The 15,696-nt window shown below is 50.3% G+C and carries 11 protein-coding genes and 1 tRNA gene; all 12 read right to left on the minus strand.

Annotation, left to right across the window (positions count from 1 at the left end):
- Positions 1-71 precede the first annotated feature (71 nt).
- The gene (fusA, locus tag Q4526_RS15360; protein ID WP_215977995.1) at positions 72-2,186 is read right to left on the minus strand and encodes an elongation factor G; all 2,115 of its coding nucleotides are present in this window, start codon (positions 2,184-2,186) and stop codon (positions 72-74) included.
- 225 nt (positions 2,187-2,411) lie between these two features.
- Positions 2,412-2,882: a 30S ribosomal protein S7 gene (gene rpsG, locus Q4526_RS15365; RefSeq protein WP_215977996.1), complete on the minus strand. Its 471-nt coding sequence runs from the start codon at positions 2,880-2,882 to the stop codon at positions 2,412-2,414.
- An 80-nt stretch (positions 2,883-2,962) separates the two neighbouring features.
- On the minus strand, positions 2,963-3,334 hold the full coding sequence (gene rpsL, locus Q4526_RS15370) for a 30S ribosomal protein S12 (protein ID WP_041524457.1): 372 nt from the start codon (positions 3,332-3,334) through the stop codon (positions 2,963-2,965).
- A gap of 208 nt (positions 3,335-3,542) precedes the next feature.
- Complete coding sequence (gene rpoC, locus Q4526_RS15375) at positions 3,543-7,769, minus strand: DNA-directed RNA polymerase subunit beta' (RefSeq protein ID WP_215977997.1); 4,227 nt, start codon at positions 7,767-7,769, stop codon at positions 3,543-3,545.
- Positions 7,770-7,859: 90 nt separating this feature from the next.
- Positions 7,860-11,945, minus strand: a complete 4,086-nt coding sequence (gene rpoB / locus Q4526_RS15380; RefSeq protein ID WP_215977998.1) for a DNA-directed RNA polymerase subunit beta — start codon at positions 11,943-11,945, stop codon at positions 7,860-7,862.
- A gap of 231 nt (positions 11,946-12,176) precedes the next feature.
- Complete coding sequence (rplL, locus tag Q4526_RS15385) at positions 12,177-12,548, minus strand: 50S ribosomal protein L7/L12 (RefSeq protein ID WP_215977999.1); 372 nt, start codon at positions 12,546-12,548, stop codon at positions 12,177-12,179.
- Positions 12,549-12,611: 63 nt separating this feature from the next.
- On the minus strand, positions 12,612-13,106 hold the full coding sequence (rplJ, locus tag Q4526_RS15390) for a 50S ribosomal protein L10 (RefSeq protein ID WP_215978000.1): 495 nt from the start codon (positions 13,104-13,106) through the stop codon (positions 12,612-12,614).
- A 218-nt stretch (positions 13,107-13,324) separates the two neighbouring features.
- Positions 13,325-14,020 (minus strand): 50S ribosomal protein L1, encoded by a 696-nt coding sequence (gene rplA, locus Q4526_RS15395; RefSeq protein ID WP_215978001.1) that lies wholly within the window; start codon positions 14,018-14,020, stop codon positions 13,325-13,327.
- Position 14,021: 1 nt separating this feature from the next.
- Positions 14,022-14,453, minus strand: a complete 432-nt coding sequence (gene rplK / locus Q4526_RS15400) for a 50S ribosomal protein L11 (protein ID WP_215978002.1) — start codon at positions 14,451-14,453, stop codon at positions 14,022-14,024.
- Positions 14,454-14,611: 158 nt separating this feature from the next.
- The gene (nusG, locus tag Q4526_RS15405; protein ID WP_215978003.1) at positions 14,612-15,145 is read right to left on the minus strand and encodes a transcription termination/antitermination protein NusG; all 534 of its coding nucleotides are present in this window, start codon (positions 15,143-15,145) and stop codon (positions 14,612-14,614) included.
- 6 nt (positions 15,146-15,151) lie between these two features.
- Positions 15,152-15,523 carry a preprotein translocase subunit SecE gene (secE, locus tag Q4526_RS15410; RefSeq protein ID WP_215978004.1) on the minus strand — a complete coding sequence of 124 codons (372 nt, stop codon included), beginning with the start codon at positions 15,521-15,523 and terminating at the stop codon, positions 15,152-15,154.
- Between the two features lie 34 nt (positions 15,524-15,557).
- Positions 15,558-15,633, minus strand: a tRNA-Trp gene (locus Q4526_RS15415).
- Positions 15,634-15,696 lie beyond the last annotated feature (63 nt).

A 15,696-nucleotide genomic window follows, 5' to 3' on the forward strand; every position in this document is an offset into this window, starting at 1 on the left:
TTATTACGTTCGAACTTTTCTTTTGCCACTTTACGTGTCCTCTAATTTGCGTCAATAAAATAAGAAGCGTGTTATTCCCTGATGATATTATTTTTTGCCATAATCTCATCAGTGACATCTTTCGGTGCATCAGCATAGCCTTTAAATTCCATGCTGTAGGTTGCACGACCTTGTGTTGCAGAGCGCAGGTCAGTTGCATAACCGAACATCTTTGCCAGGGGCACCTCGGCGTTGACAATCTTACCACTGATACTCTCTTCCATACCCTGAATAGTGCCGCGACGACGGTTAAGATCGCCCACCACGTCACCCATATTCTCCTCTGGCGTCACCACCTCCACTTTCATGATGGGCTCCAGAAGAACGGCACCGCCTTCTTGTGCCAACTTTTTAGTTGCCATAGAAGCGGCTATTTTAAACGCCATCTCGTTAGAGTCCACATCGTGGAAAGAGCCATCATACAAGGTGGCCTTCAACCCTAACAGCGGATAACCGGCCAAAACACCGTTTTGCATTTGCTCTTCGATGCCTTTGCTGACCGCAGGTATGTACTCTCTGGGCACGACACCACCGGCGATTTCGTTAACAAACTCTAAACCTTCGGCATTATCGTCCTCGGCAGGTTCAAAACGAATCCACACATGACCATACTGACCACGACCACCGGACTGTCGAATAAACTTGCCTTCAATTTCACTGGTATTACGTATGCGTTCGCGGTAGGCGACTTGCGGCTTACCGATATTGGCTTCCACGCTGAATTCGCGCTTCATCCGATCAACAATGATATCCAGATGCAGCTCACCCATACCACCGATGATGGTTTGCCCTGTCTCTTCATCCGTTTTCACCCGGAATGAAGGATCTTCTTGGGCCAGTTTACCTAGGGCTACACCCATTTTTTCTTGGTCAGCTTGGCTTCTAGGTTCAACGGCCACATGAATCACAGGCTCCGGAAACTCCATGCGCTCCAGGGTAATAATACTTTTAGGCGCGCATAAGGTATCACCCGTGGTGACATCTTTAAAGCCAATACCGGCGGCGATATCACCGGCCAGTACTTCTTTGATTTCTTGGCGATCGTTGGCGTGCATTTGAACCATACGACCGACCCGCTCTTTTTTACTCTTAACCGGGTTAAAAACCGTGTCGCCAGTAGCCAAGGTTCCCGAGTAAACACGGAAGAATGTCAACGTACCCACAAAGGGGTCGGTGGCAATTTTAAACGCAAGTGCTGAGAAAGGTGCACTGTCGTCAGCCTCGCGGGTAGCGGGAGTTTCCCCGTCCTCCAGCACGCCCTCAATGGCTTTTACCTCGGTTGGCGCAGGTAAATATTCAACTACCGCATCCAGAACCGCTTGTACGCCTTTGTTTTTAAAGGCCGAGCCGCCCAGTACCGGAATGATCTCATTGGCTAGAGTACGCTTGCGTATGGCCGCTTTAATTTCCTCCTCAGAAAGCTCTTCGCCCTCGAGGTATTTGTTCATAAGGTCATCGTCGGCCTCGGCGGCAGCTTCCACCAGAAACTCGCGCATTTCATCGCAGGTTTCACGCAATTGTGCAGGGATATCTTGATATTCAAAGGTCGCACCACGATCATCTTGATTCCAGATGATCGCCTGCATTTTAATCAGGTCGACAACACCCGTAAAATCTTCCTCTGCGCCAATTGTCATTTGCAGGGGAACCGCGTTCGCCCCCAATCGCTCACGCAATTGATCGACCACACGAGCAAAGTCGGCTCCAGTGCGATCCATCTTATTGACGAATACCAGACGAGGCACTTCGTATTTATTAGCCTGACGCCAAACAGTTTCAGTTTGCGGCTGTACGCCAGAGGAGCCGCAAAGCACGACTACAGCACCATCGAGTACGCGCAATGAGCGCTCAACTTCAATGGTGAAGTCAACGTGGCCAGGGGTGTCGATAATATTAATTCGGTGTTCATCGAATTGCTTGCGCATGCCGGACCAAAAAGTGGTCACCGCAGCGGAGGTAATGGTGATCCCGCGCTCTTGCTCCTGCTCCATCCAATCGGTGGTGGCAGCACCGTCGTGCACCTCACCAATTTTGTGAGAAAGACCAGTGTAGAAAAGTACGCGTTCTGTAGTGGTCGTTTTACCTGCATCTACATGAGCGCAAATACCGATATTACGATAGCGAGCAATGGGCGTCTTACGTGCCACTTGGGTGTTCTCCCGTTACCAAAAGCAAATCATTAGATAGCCGGGCTAATTGTAATCGCTGCCCGGAAGGAGTCCAGCAAAAATGGGCAAATATGCTGGAGCTTGGCTTTCGCCACAAAGACTTAGGGAGGTCTCTGTATACCGACTACTGATGGTAAAAATAGCCAGCTTAAATAGTAAAAGGCAGCCATAATAGCTGCCTTTTGTTTCTCAATGCTTACAAACTTAGAAGCGAAAGTGAGAGAACGCTTTGTTGGCCTCGGCCATACGATGCACGTCTTCACGCTTCTTCACTGCAGAACCTTTGTTCTGCGAAGCATCAATCAACTCACCAGCCAAACGGGCAGGCATAGACTTCTCACCGCGACCGCGAGAGTAATCTACCAACCAGCGCATAGCCAGTGCAACACGACGGGCTGGGCGAACTTCTACCGGCACTTGGTAGGTTGCACCACCCACGCGGCGGGATTTAACTTCCACCAATGGAGCAATGTTATCCAGCGCTTCGTCGAAAACTTCAATCGGATCGCGATTGAGCTTATCATTAACAATATCCAGCGCACCGTAAACAATACGTTCTGCTACGGCCTTCTTACCACTGATCATCACGTGGTTCATGAACTTTGCCAGAGTAACATTACCGAATTTAGGATCCGGCAAGATCTCGCGTTTCGCGACAACTCTTCTTCTTGGCATTTTAATAGCCTCTCTTCAGGGGTTGTCCAGGACACATGCCTGGGCCTTACTCGGTTCTACCCGAAAACGTAACAGCGACCTTACTTAGGACGCTTGGTACCGTACTTAGAGCGACCTTGCTTACGGTTGTTAACACCGGCAGTATCCAGTGAACCGCGAACAGTGTGGTAACGAACACCTGGCAAGTCTTTTACACGACCGCCACGAATCAGTACAACACTATGCTCTTGCAAGTTGTGCCCTTCACCACCGATATAAGAGGTAACCTCAAAACCGTTAGTCAGACGAACACGACATACTTTACGCAGTGCAGAGTTCGGCTTCTTAGGTGTGGTGGTGTAAACGCGGGTGCAAACGCCACGCTTTTGTGGGTTGGCTTGCAGAGCAGGTACATCGCTCTTTTGAACCTTACGTTTTCTCGGCTTACGAACCAACTGGTTGATCGTTGCCATGAAAATAAACTCCAAAAATTATATAACGCCTCAATTGAGGCCATTTAAAGAAGATAGCGGCTGCTATCTCCCACTTCTACAAAAAGTGGGTGGCGCATTGTAATGACACCACCCACCCTCGTCAAGGCTAATCGAACAATAATTGCTCGCCCCGGTGAGCGATCACCGGGGCTATTGGCCCCGAACAGCCCCTGCTGGGGCCGATTTCTTACTCGCCGCTAGACTTCAGGGCTTCGGTCAGAGCTGCTTCGACATCTTCGGCGCTTACGCCAGTCTCGGCAAACTCAATAGCTTCTTCACGTTTGCGCTTGCGCTCTGCGTGATAAGCCAGACCAGTACCGGCAGGAATCAGACGCCCTACAACCACGTTCTCTTTCAAGCCGCGCAGGGAGTCTTTCTTGCCAGTCACCGCCGCTTCGGTCAATACACGGGTGGTTTCCTGGAACGAGGCGGCCGAGATAAACGACTCAGTTGCCAACGATGCCTTGGTAATACCCAGCAACAGGCGATCGAATTTAGCAGGCTGCTTGTCTTCTGAGCGTAAACGCTCATTTTGCTCCAGCACTGCGGTGTATTCGACTTGCTCACCTTTAACGAAGGTAGAGTCACCCATTTCGGTAATTTCTACTTTGCGCAGCATTTGGCGAACAATGGTTTCGATGTGCTTATCGTTAATCTTTACACCCTGCAGACGGTAAACGTCCTGAATTTCGTTGGTGATGTAGCTCGCCAGAGCTTCAACACCTTTCAGACGTAAAATGTCGTGCGGATTACTTGGACCATCCGATACAACCTCACCCTTCACAACTTGCTCACCTTCAAACACCGTCAGTTGACGATGTTTTGGAATCAGCACTTCGTAGTGGGTTGAGCCATCTTCCAAAACGTGTCCTTCGTTCGGTGTAATCACCAGGCGACGCTTGCCTTTGGTCTCTTTACCGAAGGTCACAGTCCCTGAGATTTCCGCCAAAATAGACGGCTCTTTAGGCTTACGTGCTTCAAATAAGTCGGCAACACGAGGCAGACCACCGGTAATATCCCGGGTTTTCGAACCTTCCTGAGGAATACGTGCAACAATATCCCCGACCGAAACCGTATCGTTATCCGCAATACTCAAGATGGCACTGGCCGGCAGCATATAGTGCGCAGGCATGGTGGTATTGGGCAAACACAGATCATTGCCATTCGCGTCGGTAAGTGTCACCGCTGGACGCATATCTTTACCTGCCGATGGGCGCTCGGACGGATCCATCACCTCAATCGACGACAAGCCTGTCAGCTCATCCGTGGTGCGACGTACCGACAGGTTATCTTCCATTCCAGAGAAGATTACCTTACCGGCCACTTCAGTCACGATGGGGTGAGTGTGCGGATCCCACTTAGCAATCACTTGACCGCCATCCACTTTCTCGCCATCTTTCACCGAAATAACGGCGCCGTAAGGGATCTTATAGCGCTCACGCTCACTACCCTGAGCATCGGCAACTGCCAATTCACCAGAGCGCGACACGGCTACCAGATTGCCGTCAGAGTTGGTGACAACTTTAACGTTAATCAGACGAATGGTACCGTCTTGCTTAACCTGTACGTTGTCCGCGGCCGAAGCTCGCGAGGCCGCACCACCGATGTGGAAGGTACGCATGGTCAGCTGGGTACCCGGCTCACCGATCGACTGAGCCGCAATAACACCGGTCGCTTCACCGACATTAACGCGGTGACCACGAGCCAAGTCACGGCCGTAACACATAGAACAAATACCGGTACGGGCATCACAGGTAATCGGCGAGCGCACCAGCACTTCATCGATACCCATGCCTTCAACGCGCTCAACCCAAGCCTCATCAATCATGGTACCGGCAGGCACCAAAATTTCATCGGAGTTGGGGCGAATGACATCGCGGGCCACAATCCGACCGAGGATTCGATCACCCAGAGATTCAATAACGTCGCCGCCTTCAATCACCGGCGCCATTTCCAAACCTTCGTCAGTGCCACAATCGTTGGAGGTCACCACCAAGTCTTGGGCAACATCCACCAGACGACGGGTCAGGTAACCGGAGTTTGCAGTTTTCAGTGCGGTATCGGCCAGACCTTTACGCGCACCGTGCGTCGAAATAAAGTACTGACCAACGTTTAGACCTTCACGGAAGTTAGCGGTAATAGGCGCTTCAATAATGGAGCCATCAGGCTTTGCCATCAGACCACGCATACCAGCCAACTGACGAATCTGTGCTGGGCTACCACGAGCACCAGAATCGGCGTACATATAAACCGAGTTAAAAGAGGTTTGCTGCTCCTCTTCACCGTCACGGTTAATCACCGACTCAAAGCTAATGCCGTCCATCATGGACTTAGCCACCAAGTCATTGGCGCGCGACCAAATATCGATCACTTTGTTGTATTTCTCACCGGCGGTTACCAGACCCGAAGCAAACTGGCTTTCGATTTCTTTTACTTCAGCTTCGGCGCGCCCTACGATCTCGTGCTTATCATCGGGAATCGCAAAGTCGTTAACACCGATAGACGAGCCCGACTTGGTTGAGAAGTCGTAACCCATGTACATAAGTTGGTCGGCAAAAATAACGGTCGCTTTCAAGCCAACAGCACGATAGCAGTGGTTAATCACACCTGAAATAGCCTTTTTCACCATAGGGCGATCGGTCATTTCAAACGGAATACCTTCCGGAACGATTTCCCACAGCAGAACACGACCAACCGTGGTTTCTACCAAACGGTTGTTGGCTTGCTTCTCACCTTCGATACCGATGATAACCTCATCGATACGAACTTTAACTCTTGCTTGCAGGTCTACCTGGCCACCGTAGTAAGCGCGGGAAACTTCTGCCACATCAGCGAAGATCATACCTTCACCCTGAGCGTTAATGCGCTCACGAGTCATCCAGTACAAGCCCAACACCACGTCCTGCGAAGGAACGATGATCGGCTCACCCGACGCAGGTGACAGAATGTTGTTAGTGGACATCATCAACGCACGCGCTTCCAACTGGGCTTCCAGTGTCAGCGGAACGTGAACAGCCATCTGGTCACCATCGAAGTCGGCGTTGTAGGCTGCACAAACCAGCGGATGTAGCTGAATGGCCTTACCTTCAATCAGTACCGGTTCAAAGGCCTGAATACCCAAACGGTGCAGTGTCGGTGCGCGGTTCAACAGTACCGGGTGCTCACGAATCACTTCGTCGAGGATGTCCCAAACCACTGGTTCTTCGCGCTCGACCATTTTCTTGGCCGCTTTAATAGTAGTGGCTAAGCCGCGCAATTCCAGCTTGCTAAAGATAAACGGCTTAAACAGCTCTAGAGCCATTTTCTTTGGCAGACCACACTGGTGCAGTTTTAATGCAGGACCGGTCACAATCACCGAACGGCCAGAGTAGTCCACACGCTTACCCAGCAGGTTCTGACGGAAACGACCTTGCTTACCTTTGATCATATCGGCCAAAGATTTTAACGGACGCTTGTTAGAACCGGTAATCGCACGACCGCGACGACCGTTATCCAGCAGTGCATCAACAGACTCTTGCAACATACGCTTTTCGTTGCGCACGATGATGTCTGGCGCGTTCAAATCGAGCAGACGCTTCAAACGGTTGTTACGGTTGATAACCCGACGGTACAAGTCATTCAGATCAGAAGTCGCAAAACGACCACCGTCCAGAGGTACCAAAGGACGAAGATCTGGCGGCAGTACCGGCAGAACTTCCATCACCATCCACTCAGGGTTGTTGCCCGAGAAGTAGAAAGCTTCCAACAGTTTCAAGCGCTTGGAGAACTTCTTAATTTTGGTTTCAGAATTGGTGTTTGGAATCTCTTCGCGCAGACGCTGGATTTCTTCTTCCAGGTTAATGTCGGCCATCAAGGCTTTAATAGCCTCGGCACCCATCAATGCGTCGAACTCATCACCAAACTCTTCCATTGACTCGAAGTATTGCTCATCGGTCAACAGTTGGCCGCGCTCAAGCGTGGTCATGCCAGGATCGGTAACAACGTAGGATTCAAAGTAGAGCACGCGCTCAATGTCACGCAGCGTCATATCCAGCAGTAAACCAATACGGCTAGGCAGCGACTTCAAAAACCAAATGTGGGCAACTGGGCTCGCCAGTTCAATGTGACCCATGCGCTCACGACGCACTTTAGCCAAAGTGACTTCTACACCACATTTTTCACAGATGATACCGCGGTGCTTCATGCGCTTATATTTACCGCACAAACACTCGTAATCTTTTACCGGACCAAAAATCTTGGCGCAGAACAAACCTTCACGCTCGGGCTTGAAGGTACGGTAGTTGATGGTCTCAGGCTTTTTAACTTCACCAAACGACCAAGAGCGAATCATTTCTGGCGATGCTAAGCCAATACGAATCGCGTCGAATTCTTCAGTTTGTCCCTGGGACTTGAGCAAATTAAGTAAGTCTTTCAAGGCGCTTCCTCCAGTGGGCTGCAGTAGTGCAGTTTGCACACGAGGCGGAGCAAATGCCCCGCCTTAACCGATTTAGTAATGGACGGACGATTACTCGTCCTCTTCCAGTTCCATATTGATACCGAGGGCGCGAATCTCTTTAACCAGTACGTTAAAGGACTCAGGCATACCCGGTTCCATACGGTGGTCGCCATCGACAATGTTCTTGTACATTTTGGTTCGGCCGGCCACGTCATCCGATTTAACGGTCAACATTTCCTGCAGAGTATAAGCAGCACCGTATGCTTCCAGTGCCCACACTTCCATCTCACCAAAGCGCTGACCACCAAACTGTGCCTTACCACCCAGCGGCTGCTGAGTAACCAAGCTGTAAGAACCGGTAGAACGAGCGTGCATCTTGTCGTCCACCAAGTGGTTCAACTTCAGCATGTACATATAGCCGACGGTCACCGGACGTTGGAATTTGTCGCCGGTACGGCCGTCGTACAACTGCATCTGACCGGAATCAGGCAGATCAGCCAAGCGCAGCAGGGATTTGATTTCGTGCTCTTTAGCACCATCGAATACCGCAGTGGCCATAGGCACACCGCCGCGTAGGTTATTGGCCAAGTCCATAATTTCTTCATCGGCGAAACTGGCCAGGTCTTCTTTCGCGTAAACGTCACCGGTTTCGTTGTAAATCTCTTCCAAGAAACCACGCACTTCGTTCACAGCTTTTTGCTTGCGAACCATGTCGTCGATTTTAACGCCGAGGCCTTTAGCGGCCATACCCAAGTGAGTCTCCAGAATCTGCCCCACGTTCATACGCGAAGGCACACCCAGTGGGTTGAGTACCACATCAACGGGCTGACCGGTTTCGTCATAAGGCATATCTTCAACCGGCATAATCACCGAGATAACACCTTTGTTACCGTGACGACCGGCCATTTTGTCACCAGGCTGGATGCGACGTTTGATGGCCAAATAAACCTTAACGATCTTCAGTACACCTGGAGCCAGATCGTCACCGGTAGACAGCTTGCGCTTTTTGTCATCGAAACGTTCGTCCAAGTCTTTACGACAAGCGGCCAGGCGCTCTTCGGCGCGGTCGATTTGTTCGTTCAGCTCATCTTCGGCAACACGCAATTTAAACCACTGCTCGGTTTCAAGGCTATCCAACAGTTCGTCGGTCAGCTCATCACCTTTTTTAACGCCTTTACCCGCTGCCACTTTTTGACCGCGAATAACACTGCGCAAACGCTCCAGAGTAGCCGCTTCCATAATGCGGAACTCTTCGTTCAAATCTTTGCGAATTTCGTCTAACTGAGCTTTTTCGATTTCCTGTGAGCGCTGGTCTTTCTCCAAGCCATCACGGGTAAATACCTGAACGTCAATCACTGTCCCTTTGGTGCTGGAAGGCACACGCAAAGACGTGTCTTTCACATCAGAAGCTTTTTCACCAAAGATGGCACGCAGCAGTTTTTCTTCTGGGGTCAGCTGAGTTTCACCTTTAGGCGTCACTTTACCGACCAGAATATCGCCGCCACCCACTTCCGCACCGATGTAAACAATACCGGACTCGTCCAGCTTGTTCAGTGCGTTTTCGCCCACGTTAGGAATATCGGAAGTAATTTCTTCACTGCCCAACTTAGTGTCACGAGCAATACAGGTCAGCTCTTGAATGTGAATAGTAGTAAAGCGGTCTTCTTGTACAACACGCTCGGACACCAAAATGGAGTCTTCGAAGTTGTAACCATTCCAGGGCATAAACGCGATGCGCATATTTTGCCCCAGTGCCAGCTCACCCATATCAACAGAGGGGCCATCCGCCAAGATGTCGCCACGATGAATAACATCACCAACATTGACGATTGAGCGCTGGTTAATACAGGTGTTCTGGTTAGAACGGGTGTACTTAATCAAGTTGTAGATATCAACACCAGCGTCGCCGGCTTCAACTTCATCACTGTGTACTTTAACGACGATACGGCCCGCATCCACACGGTCGATAACACCACCGCGATTAGCGACAACACACACACCGGAGTCAGCAGCCACGTTGCGTTCCATACCGGTACCGACCAATGGCTTTTCAGCCTTCAGGGTAGGCACGGCCTGACGCTGCATGTTCGAACCCATCAAGGCGCGGTTAGCATCATCGTGCTCAAGGAACGGAATCAACGAGGCCGCAACCGATACCACCTGACGTGGTGATACGTCCATCAACTGAACCTCAGAAGCGCTCTTCAGGGTAAAGTCGTTGTAATGGCGCACGGAAACCAAGTCTTCGATCAATCGACCTTCTTCGTCCAGCTTGGCCGAGGCCTGTGCGATAACGAATTCGGCTTCGTTAATGGCCGACAAAAATTCAATATGGTCGGTTACTTTACCGTCTACAACACGACGGTAAGGTGTCTCCAAAAAGCCATAACTATTGGTGCGTGAGTAAGTCGCAAGCGAGTTAATCAAACCAATGTTTGGACCTTCAGGAGTCTCAATTGGGCAGACACGGCCGTAGTGAGTCGGGTGTACGTCACGCACCTCAAAGCCGGCACGCTCACGAGTCAGACCACCTGGCCCCAAGGCCGACACACGACGCTTGTGAGTTACCTCAGACAGCGGGTTGTTCTGATCCATAAACTGAGAAAGCTGCGACGAGCCAAAGAACTCTTTAATGGCAGCGGCAACAGGCTTGGCGTTAATCAAGTCTTGTGGCATCAAGCCTTCGCTTTCAGCCATTGATAAACGCTCTTTAACCGCACGTTCAACACGCACCAAACCAACACGGAATTGGTTTTCTGCCATTTCCCCAACCGAGCGAATACGGCGGTTACCCAGGTGATCGATGTCATCAACAACGCCTTTACCGTTACGGATGTCGATCAGAGTCTTCATCACGTCAACGATATCGTCGTTGGATAGAATACCTTCTCCAAATTCCTCTTCACGGCCCAGGCGACGGTTAAACTTCATGCGACCTACGGCCGACAAGTCATAACGCTCTTGGGTAAAGAACAAATTGTTGAACAGCGCTTCTGCTGACTCTTTTGTGGGTGGTTCACCGGGGCGCATCATGCGGTAGATTTCTACCAACGCTTCGAGCTGAGTACGGGTCGGGTCGATACGCAAGGTATCTGACATAAACGCACCGCAATCAAGTTCGTTGGTGTACAGCGTTTCAACGGTTTGAATATTGGCTTTGGTCAATGTTTCCAGTGCATCGGCGGTAATTTCGCTGTTGCACTCCAGCAGCACTTCACCGGTATCAGGATCGATAATGTCACGCGCCAAAGCACGGCCCAGCAGGTATTCTGCAGGTACAGCCATTTCATCAACGCCGGCTTTCTCTAACTGGCGGATATGGCGAGCCGTTACACGACGACCTTCTTCAACGAGCAGCTTGCCGTTTTTGTCTTTGATGTCAAAAGTGGCGACATCACCGCGTAAGCGCGAAGGCACCACTTTAAATGTAAATTGACCATCTTCACCCAACGTGAAGGTACTGCTCTCGAAGAACATGTCCAACACTTCCTGCGAGCTGAAACCCAGTGCACGCAGTAAAATAGAGGCGGGCAATTTACGACGACGGTCAATACGTACGTAAACTAAATCTTTCGGGTCGAACTCAAAGTCCAACCAGCTGCCACGGTAAGGAATAATCCGGGCGCTGTAGAGTAGCTTGCCAGACGAGTGCGTCTTGCCTTTATCGTGGTCGAAGAAGACACCCGGGGAGCGGTGCAACTGAGACACGATAACGCGCTCGGTACCATTGATCACAAAAGTACCATTTTCGGTCATGAGCGGAATTTCGCCCATGTACACTTCTTGTTCTTTAATGTCTTTAATAGCTTTGTTCGCTGAATCTTTATCGTAGATAATCAGTCGAACTTTTACACGCAGCGGTGCAGAATATGTCACCCCACGCAAAATACATTCGTTTACATCAAACGCTGGCTTACCCAGCATATAACTGACGTATTCGAGAGCGGCGTTACCAGAATAGCTGGCAATCGGGAACACAGAGCGGAAGGCGGCGTGCAAGCCGACATCATGACGCTCTTCACCAGTCGCATCTGCCTGGGTAAATTTTCTGTAAGAATCCAGTTGAATCGCCAATAGATAAGGCACATCCATGACGTGTGGCAGCTTGCCAAAGTCCTTGCGGATACGTTTTTTCTCAGTGTATGAGTAAGCCATCTGTATTCCCCAGCTTGTTCACGGAACGGGCCCTTGGGCCGCATATACGCAAAGCGTATGTTTTGCTATCCCTTTGCGGCGCTGTCACGCCTTGCGCGTTAAGACAGCGAGCACTGCACGGTCATATCATTTGACCGAAAACGGAAAAAGGCTGGCGGGTAAAACCCACCAGCCTTGGGAAGTTACCCTCCCAAGCCCAACGCAATCGTCAGACTTTTTGAACTCAAGTACTTACTTAAGCTCAGCAGACGCACCTGCTTCTTCCAGCTTAGCTTTAGCAGCTTCAGCGTCTTCTTTAGAAACACCTTCTTTAACAGCTTTAGGTGCTTCTTCAACGATCGCTTTGGCTTCTTTCAAGCCCAGACCGGTGATTTCGCGAACAGCTTTAATAGCGTTCACTTTCTTCTCACCAGCGCCGGTGATGATAACGTCAAATTCGGTTTGCTCTTCAGCAGCACCGCCAGCATCGCCAGCAGGACCAGCTGCAACAGCAGCAGCTGCAGATACGCCGAACTTCTCTTCCATTGCAGAAACCAGCTCTACAACGTCTTTTACTGACATCTCAGCAATCGCTTCGATGATATCTTCTTTAGATACAGACATGTCTCAATTCCTATCTGTTTGAGCGTATGCTCAATGTGTCTTTAAGGTTAAGCTGCAATAGAATTACGCAGCGTCCTGTTCTTTGCTGTCGCCAATGGCTGCAATAGTGCGAACCAGTTTGCCAGCGGAAGCTTCTTTCATAACGCTCATCAGCTTGGCGATTGCTTCGTCGTAAGTTGGCAGGGTAGCCAGCATTGCAACGTCAACCAATTCGCCTTCAAAAGCTGCTGTTTTAAGCTCCAGATTGTCATCACTCTTTGCGTACTCTTTCAAGATACGCGCACCGGCACCTGGGTGGTCGGTAGAGAAAGCAATCAGAGTAGGACCGACAAAGCTCTCAACGAGACATTCGTATTCGGTACCTTCAACAGCGCGACGAGCCAAGGTGTTACGAACGACTTTCATCCAAACGCCGTTCTCACGAGCCTCTTTACGCAGGGCAGTCATTTTGTCTACAGTTACGCCGCGTGAATCGGCAACAACCGCTGACAGAGCGCCCTTCGCAGCTTCCTGGACTTCAGCGACAATCGCTTTTTTACCTTCAAGTCCTAATGCCACGGGATTTCTCCTGGGTTTGACAGATAACTCTGTCGTTTTTCTTGCACCAACCAAAACATTCTTGGCGGGCGATGATTCGGTGAATATCTTCGAGCAAGTCGAAGAGGGTCCACCGTCTGCGTAGGCAATCATTAAGATAAACGCAATACCTGCCGCCTATCACCTACGGTCTTTGACGGCCTGCCTAAAGCAGACCCCAAAGTTCGTTTAGCTGTAAATTAAACAGCCAATGAAGACTGATCGATAACCAAGCCAGGACCCATGGTCGTGCTCAGTGCGATCTTCTTCAGGTATACACCTTTAGCGCTAGCTGGCTTGGCTTTTTTCAAGTCAGCAACCAGAGCTTCTAAATTTTCTTGCAAGGCTTTCGCATCAAAAGTCAACTTGCCAATGCCGCCGTGGATGATGCCGCCTTTATCAGCGCGGTAACGCACCTGACCGGCTTTAGCATTCTTAACCGCAGTTGCAACATCGGGTGTTACAGTGCCGGTTTTAGGGTTTGGCATCAGACCGCGAGGACCTAGCACTTGACCCAGCTGACCCACAACACGCATCGCATCGGGGCTGGCTACAACAACATCGAAATCCATCATGCCGCCTTTAATTTCAGCCGCAAGCTCATCCATACCGATCAGATCTGCGCCCGCTTCTTTAGCGGCATCTGCGTTTGCACCCTGGGTGAAAACGGCAACGCGAACATCTTTACCCGTACCGTTTGGTAGAGTGGTTGCGCCGCGAACAGACTGATCAGATTTACGAGGATCGATACCTAAGTTAATCGACACATCAACGGTCTCTGCGAACTTAACGCTAGACAGCTCTTTTAACAGAGCAACTGCATCTTCCAAAGTGTACTGCTTAGCAGCATCTACTTTCTCAGCGATTACGCGCTGACGCTTAGACAATTTAGCCATGTTACACGCCCTCCACATCAAGACCCATCGAGCGGGCTGAGCCGGCGATGGTACGTACCGCCGCATCCATATCGGCTGCGGTCAAATCGGGATCTTTAGCAGTCGCGATTTCTTCCAACTGAGCACGGGTAACAGTACCCACTTTCTTAGTGTTGGGATTGCTTGAACCAGACTTAATACCAGCCGCCTTTTTCAAAAGGTATGAGGCCGGTGGAGTCTTCATGCTGAAGGTGAAGCTGCGATCGCTGTAAACACTGATCACAACTGGAACTGGAGCACCTGCTTCCAAACCTTGTGTCTGGGCGTTGAACGCTTTACAGAACTCCATAATATTCACACCGTGCTGACCCAATGCTGGACCAACTGGCGGACTTGGATTTGCTTTGCCTGCACCAACTTGTAATTTGATGTAGGCTTGTACTTTCTTAGCCATATCACTTCTCCAAAAATGGGTATTAACGCCTCAAAGAAGTAAACTTCTGATCACAGGCTCCCCGTAAACCACACGACTCTTGCTACACAGGCCGCGAGGACGCAAAAACCTCCCTCTGCCAAAGCAAAGGAAGGTCGTAAAAATCCGTAGCTAGGCGTTTAGGTCTTCTCGACCTGCCCAAACTCCAACTCCACCGGAGTAGAGCGACCGAAGATCAGCACCGCAACTCGCAGGCGATTCTTCTCATAATTCACCTCTTCCACAACACCATTAAAGTCGTTGAAAGGGCCATCAGTAACACGAACCATTTCACCTGGTTCGAACATTGTTTTGGGCTTCGGCTTCTCAATCGAGTCATCAACTCGCTGCAAAATAGCCTCTGCTTCCTTGTCGGTAATAGGTGCAGGCTTATCCGCCTTGCCACCAATAAAACCCATAACCCGAGGCGTATCTTTTACCAAGTGCCAAGAGTCATCATTCAACTCCATTTGCACCAGCACATAGCCGGGGAAAAATTTGCGCTCACTTTTACGCTTCTGCCCGCCACGCATCTCCACCACTTCTTCAGTGGGAACCAATACGTCACCGAACGAATCCTGCATTTGATGCAGATTAATACGCTCTTGCAGAGATGCCGCTACTTTCTTTTCGTAGCCAGAATACGCGTGTACAACGTACCAACGCTTCGCCATGAGTGCTTATCCTATTATCTTAGAAGCTACAAAACCAAAAATGGTATCCAGCCCCCAGAGAATCAACGCCATCACAATAACAACGACCACCACCAGCAAGGTAGTTTGATTGGTTTCCTGACGAGTAGGCCATACAACTTTGCGCACTTCTACAACCGACTCACGCAGCAGTTGAATTAAACCACTACCTTTTGCCGTTTGCGAAGCAATCGCCAGCCCCACCAAACCCAGCGCTAAAAGTGCAAGAACACGATATAGCAGTGGCTGAGCGGAGAACATTGAGTTACCCACAACACCGACGGCCACAACAGCGATCACCATCAGCCACTTTAGGGCATCCAGGCGATACTCTTTAGGCTCGTTTTTTGTTGTACTCATGCAGCAAACAACCTATTAGTCATGCGAATAAAGATGGCAGGCCAGGAGGGACTCGAACCCCCAACTTTCGGTTTTGGAGACCGACGCTCTACCAATTGAACTACTGGCCTAAAAATCAAAGGGGCGGAAAACCGCCCCAGACATCAACTAATTATTAGTCGATGATTTTGGCA

This window comes from Gilvimarinus sp. 2_MG-2023 (genome assembly GCF_030547685.1).
GTDB lineage: Bacteria > Pseudomonadota > Gammaproteobacteria > Pseudomonadales > Cellvibrionaceae > Gilvimarinus.

What these genes read in the sequence shown, in the direction of transcription:
- secE (WP_215978004.1), bottom strand. Translation starts at nt 15,523, where the DNA reads ATGAGTACAACAAAAAACGAGCCTAAAGAGTATCGCCTGGATGCCCTA.
- nusG (WP_215978003.1), bottom strand. Translation starts at nt 15,145, where the DNA reads ATGGCGAAGCGTTGGTACGTTGTACACGCGTATTCTGGCTACGAAAAG.
- rpoB (WP_215977998.1), bottom strand. Translation starts at nt 11,945, where the DNA reads ATGGCTTACTCATACACTGAGAAAAAACGTATCCGCAAGGACTTTGGC.
- rplA (WP_215978001.1), bottom strand. Translation starts at nt 14,020, where the DNA reads ATGGCTAAATTGTCTAAGCGTCAGCGCGTAATCGCTGAGAAAGTAGAT.
- rplL (WP_215977999.1), bottom strand. Translation starts at nt 12,548, where the DNA reads ATGTCTGTATCTAAAGAAGATATCATCGAAGCGATTGCTGAGATGTCA.
- rpsL (WP_041524457.1), bottom strand. Translation starts at nt 3,334, where the DNA reads ATGGCAACGATCAACCAGTTGGTTCGTAAGCCGAGAAAACGTAAGGTT.
- rpsG (WP_215977996.1), bottom strand. Translation starts at nt 2,882, where the DNA reads ATGCCAAGAAGAAGAGTTGTCGCGAAACGCGAGATCTTGCCGGATCCT.
- rplK (WP_215978002.1), bottom strand. Translation starts at nt 14,453, where the DNA reads ATGGCTAAGAAAGTACAAGCCTACATCAAATTACAAGTTGGTGCAGGC.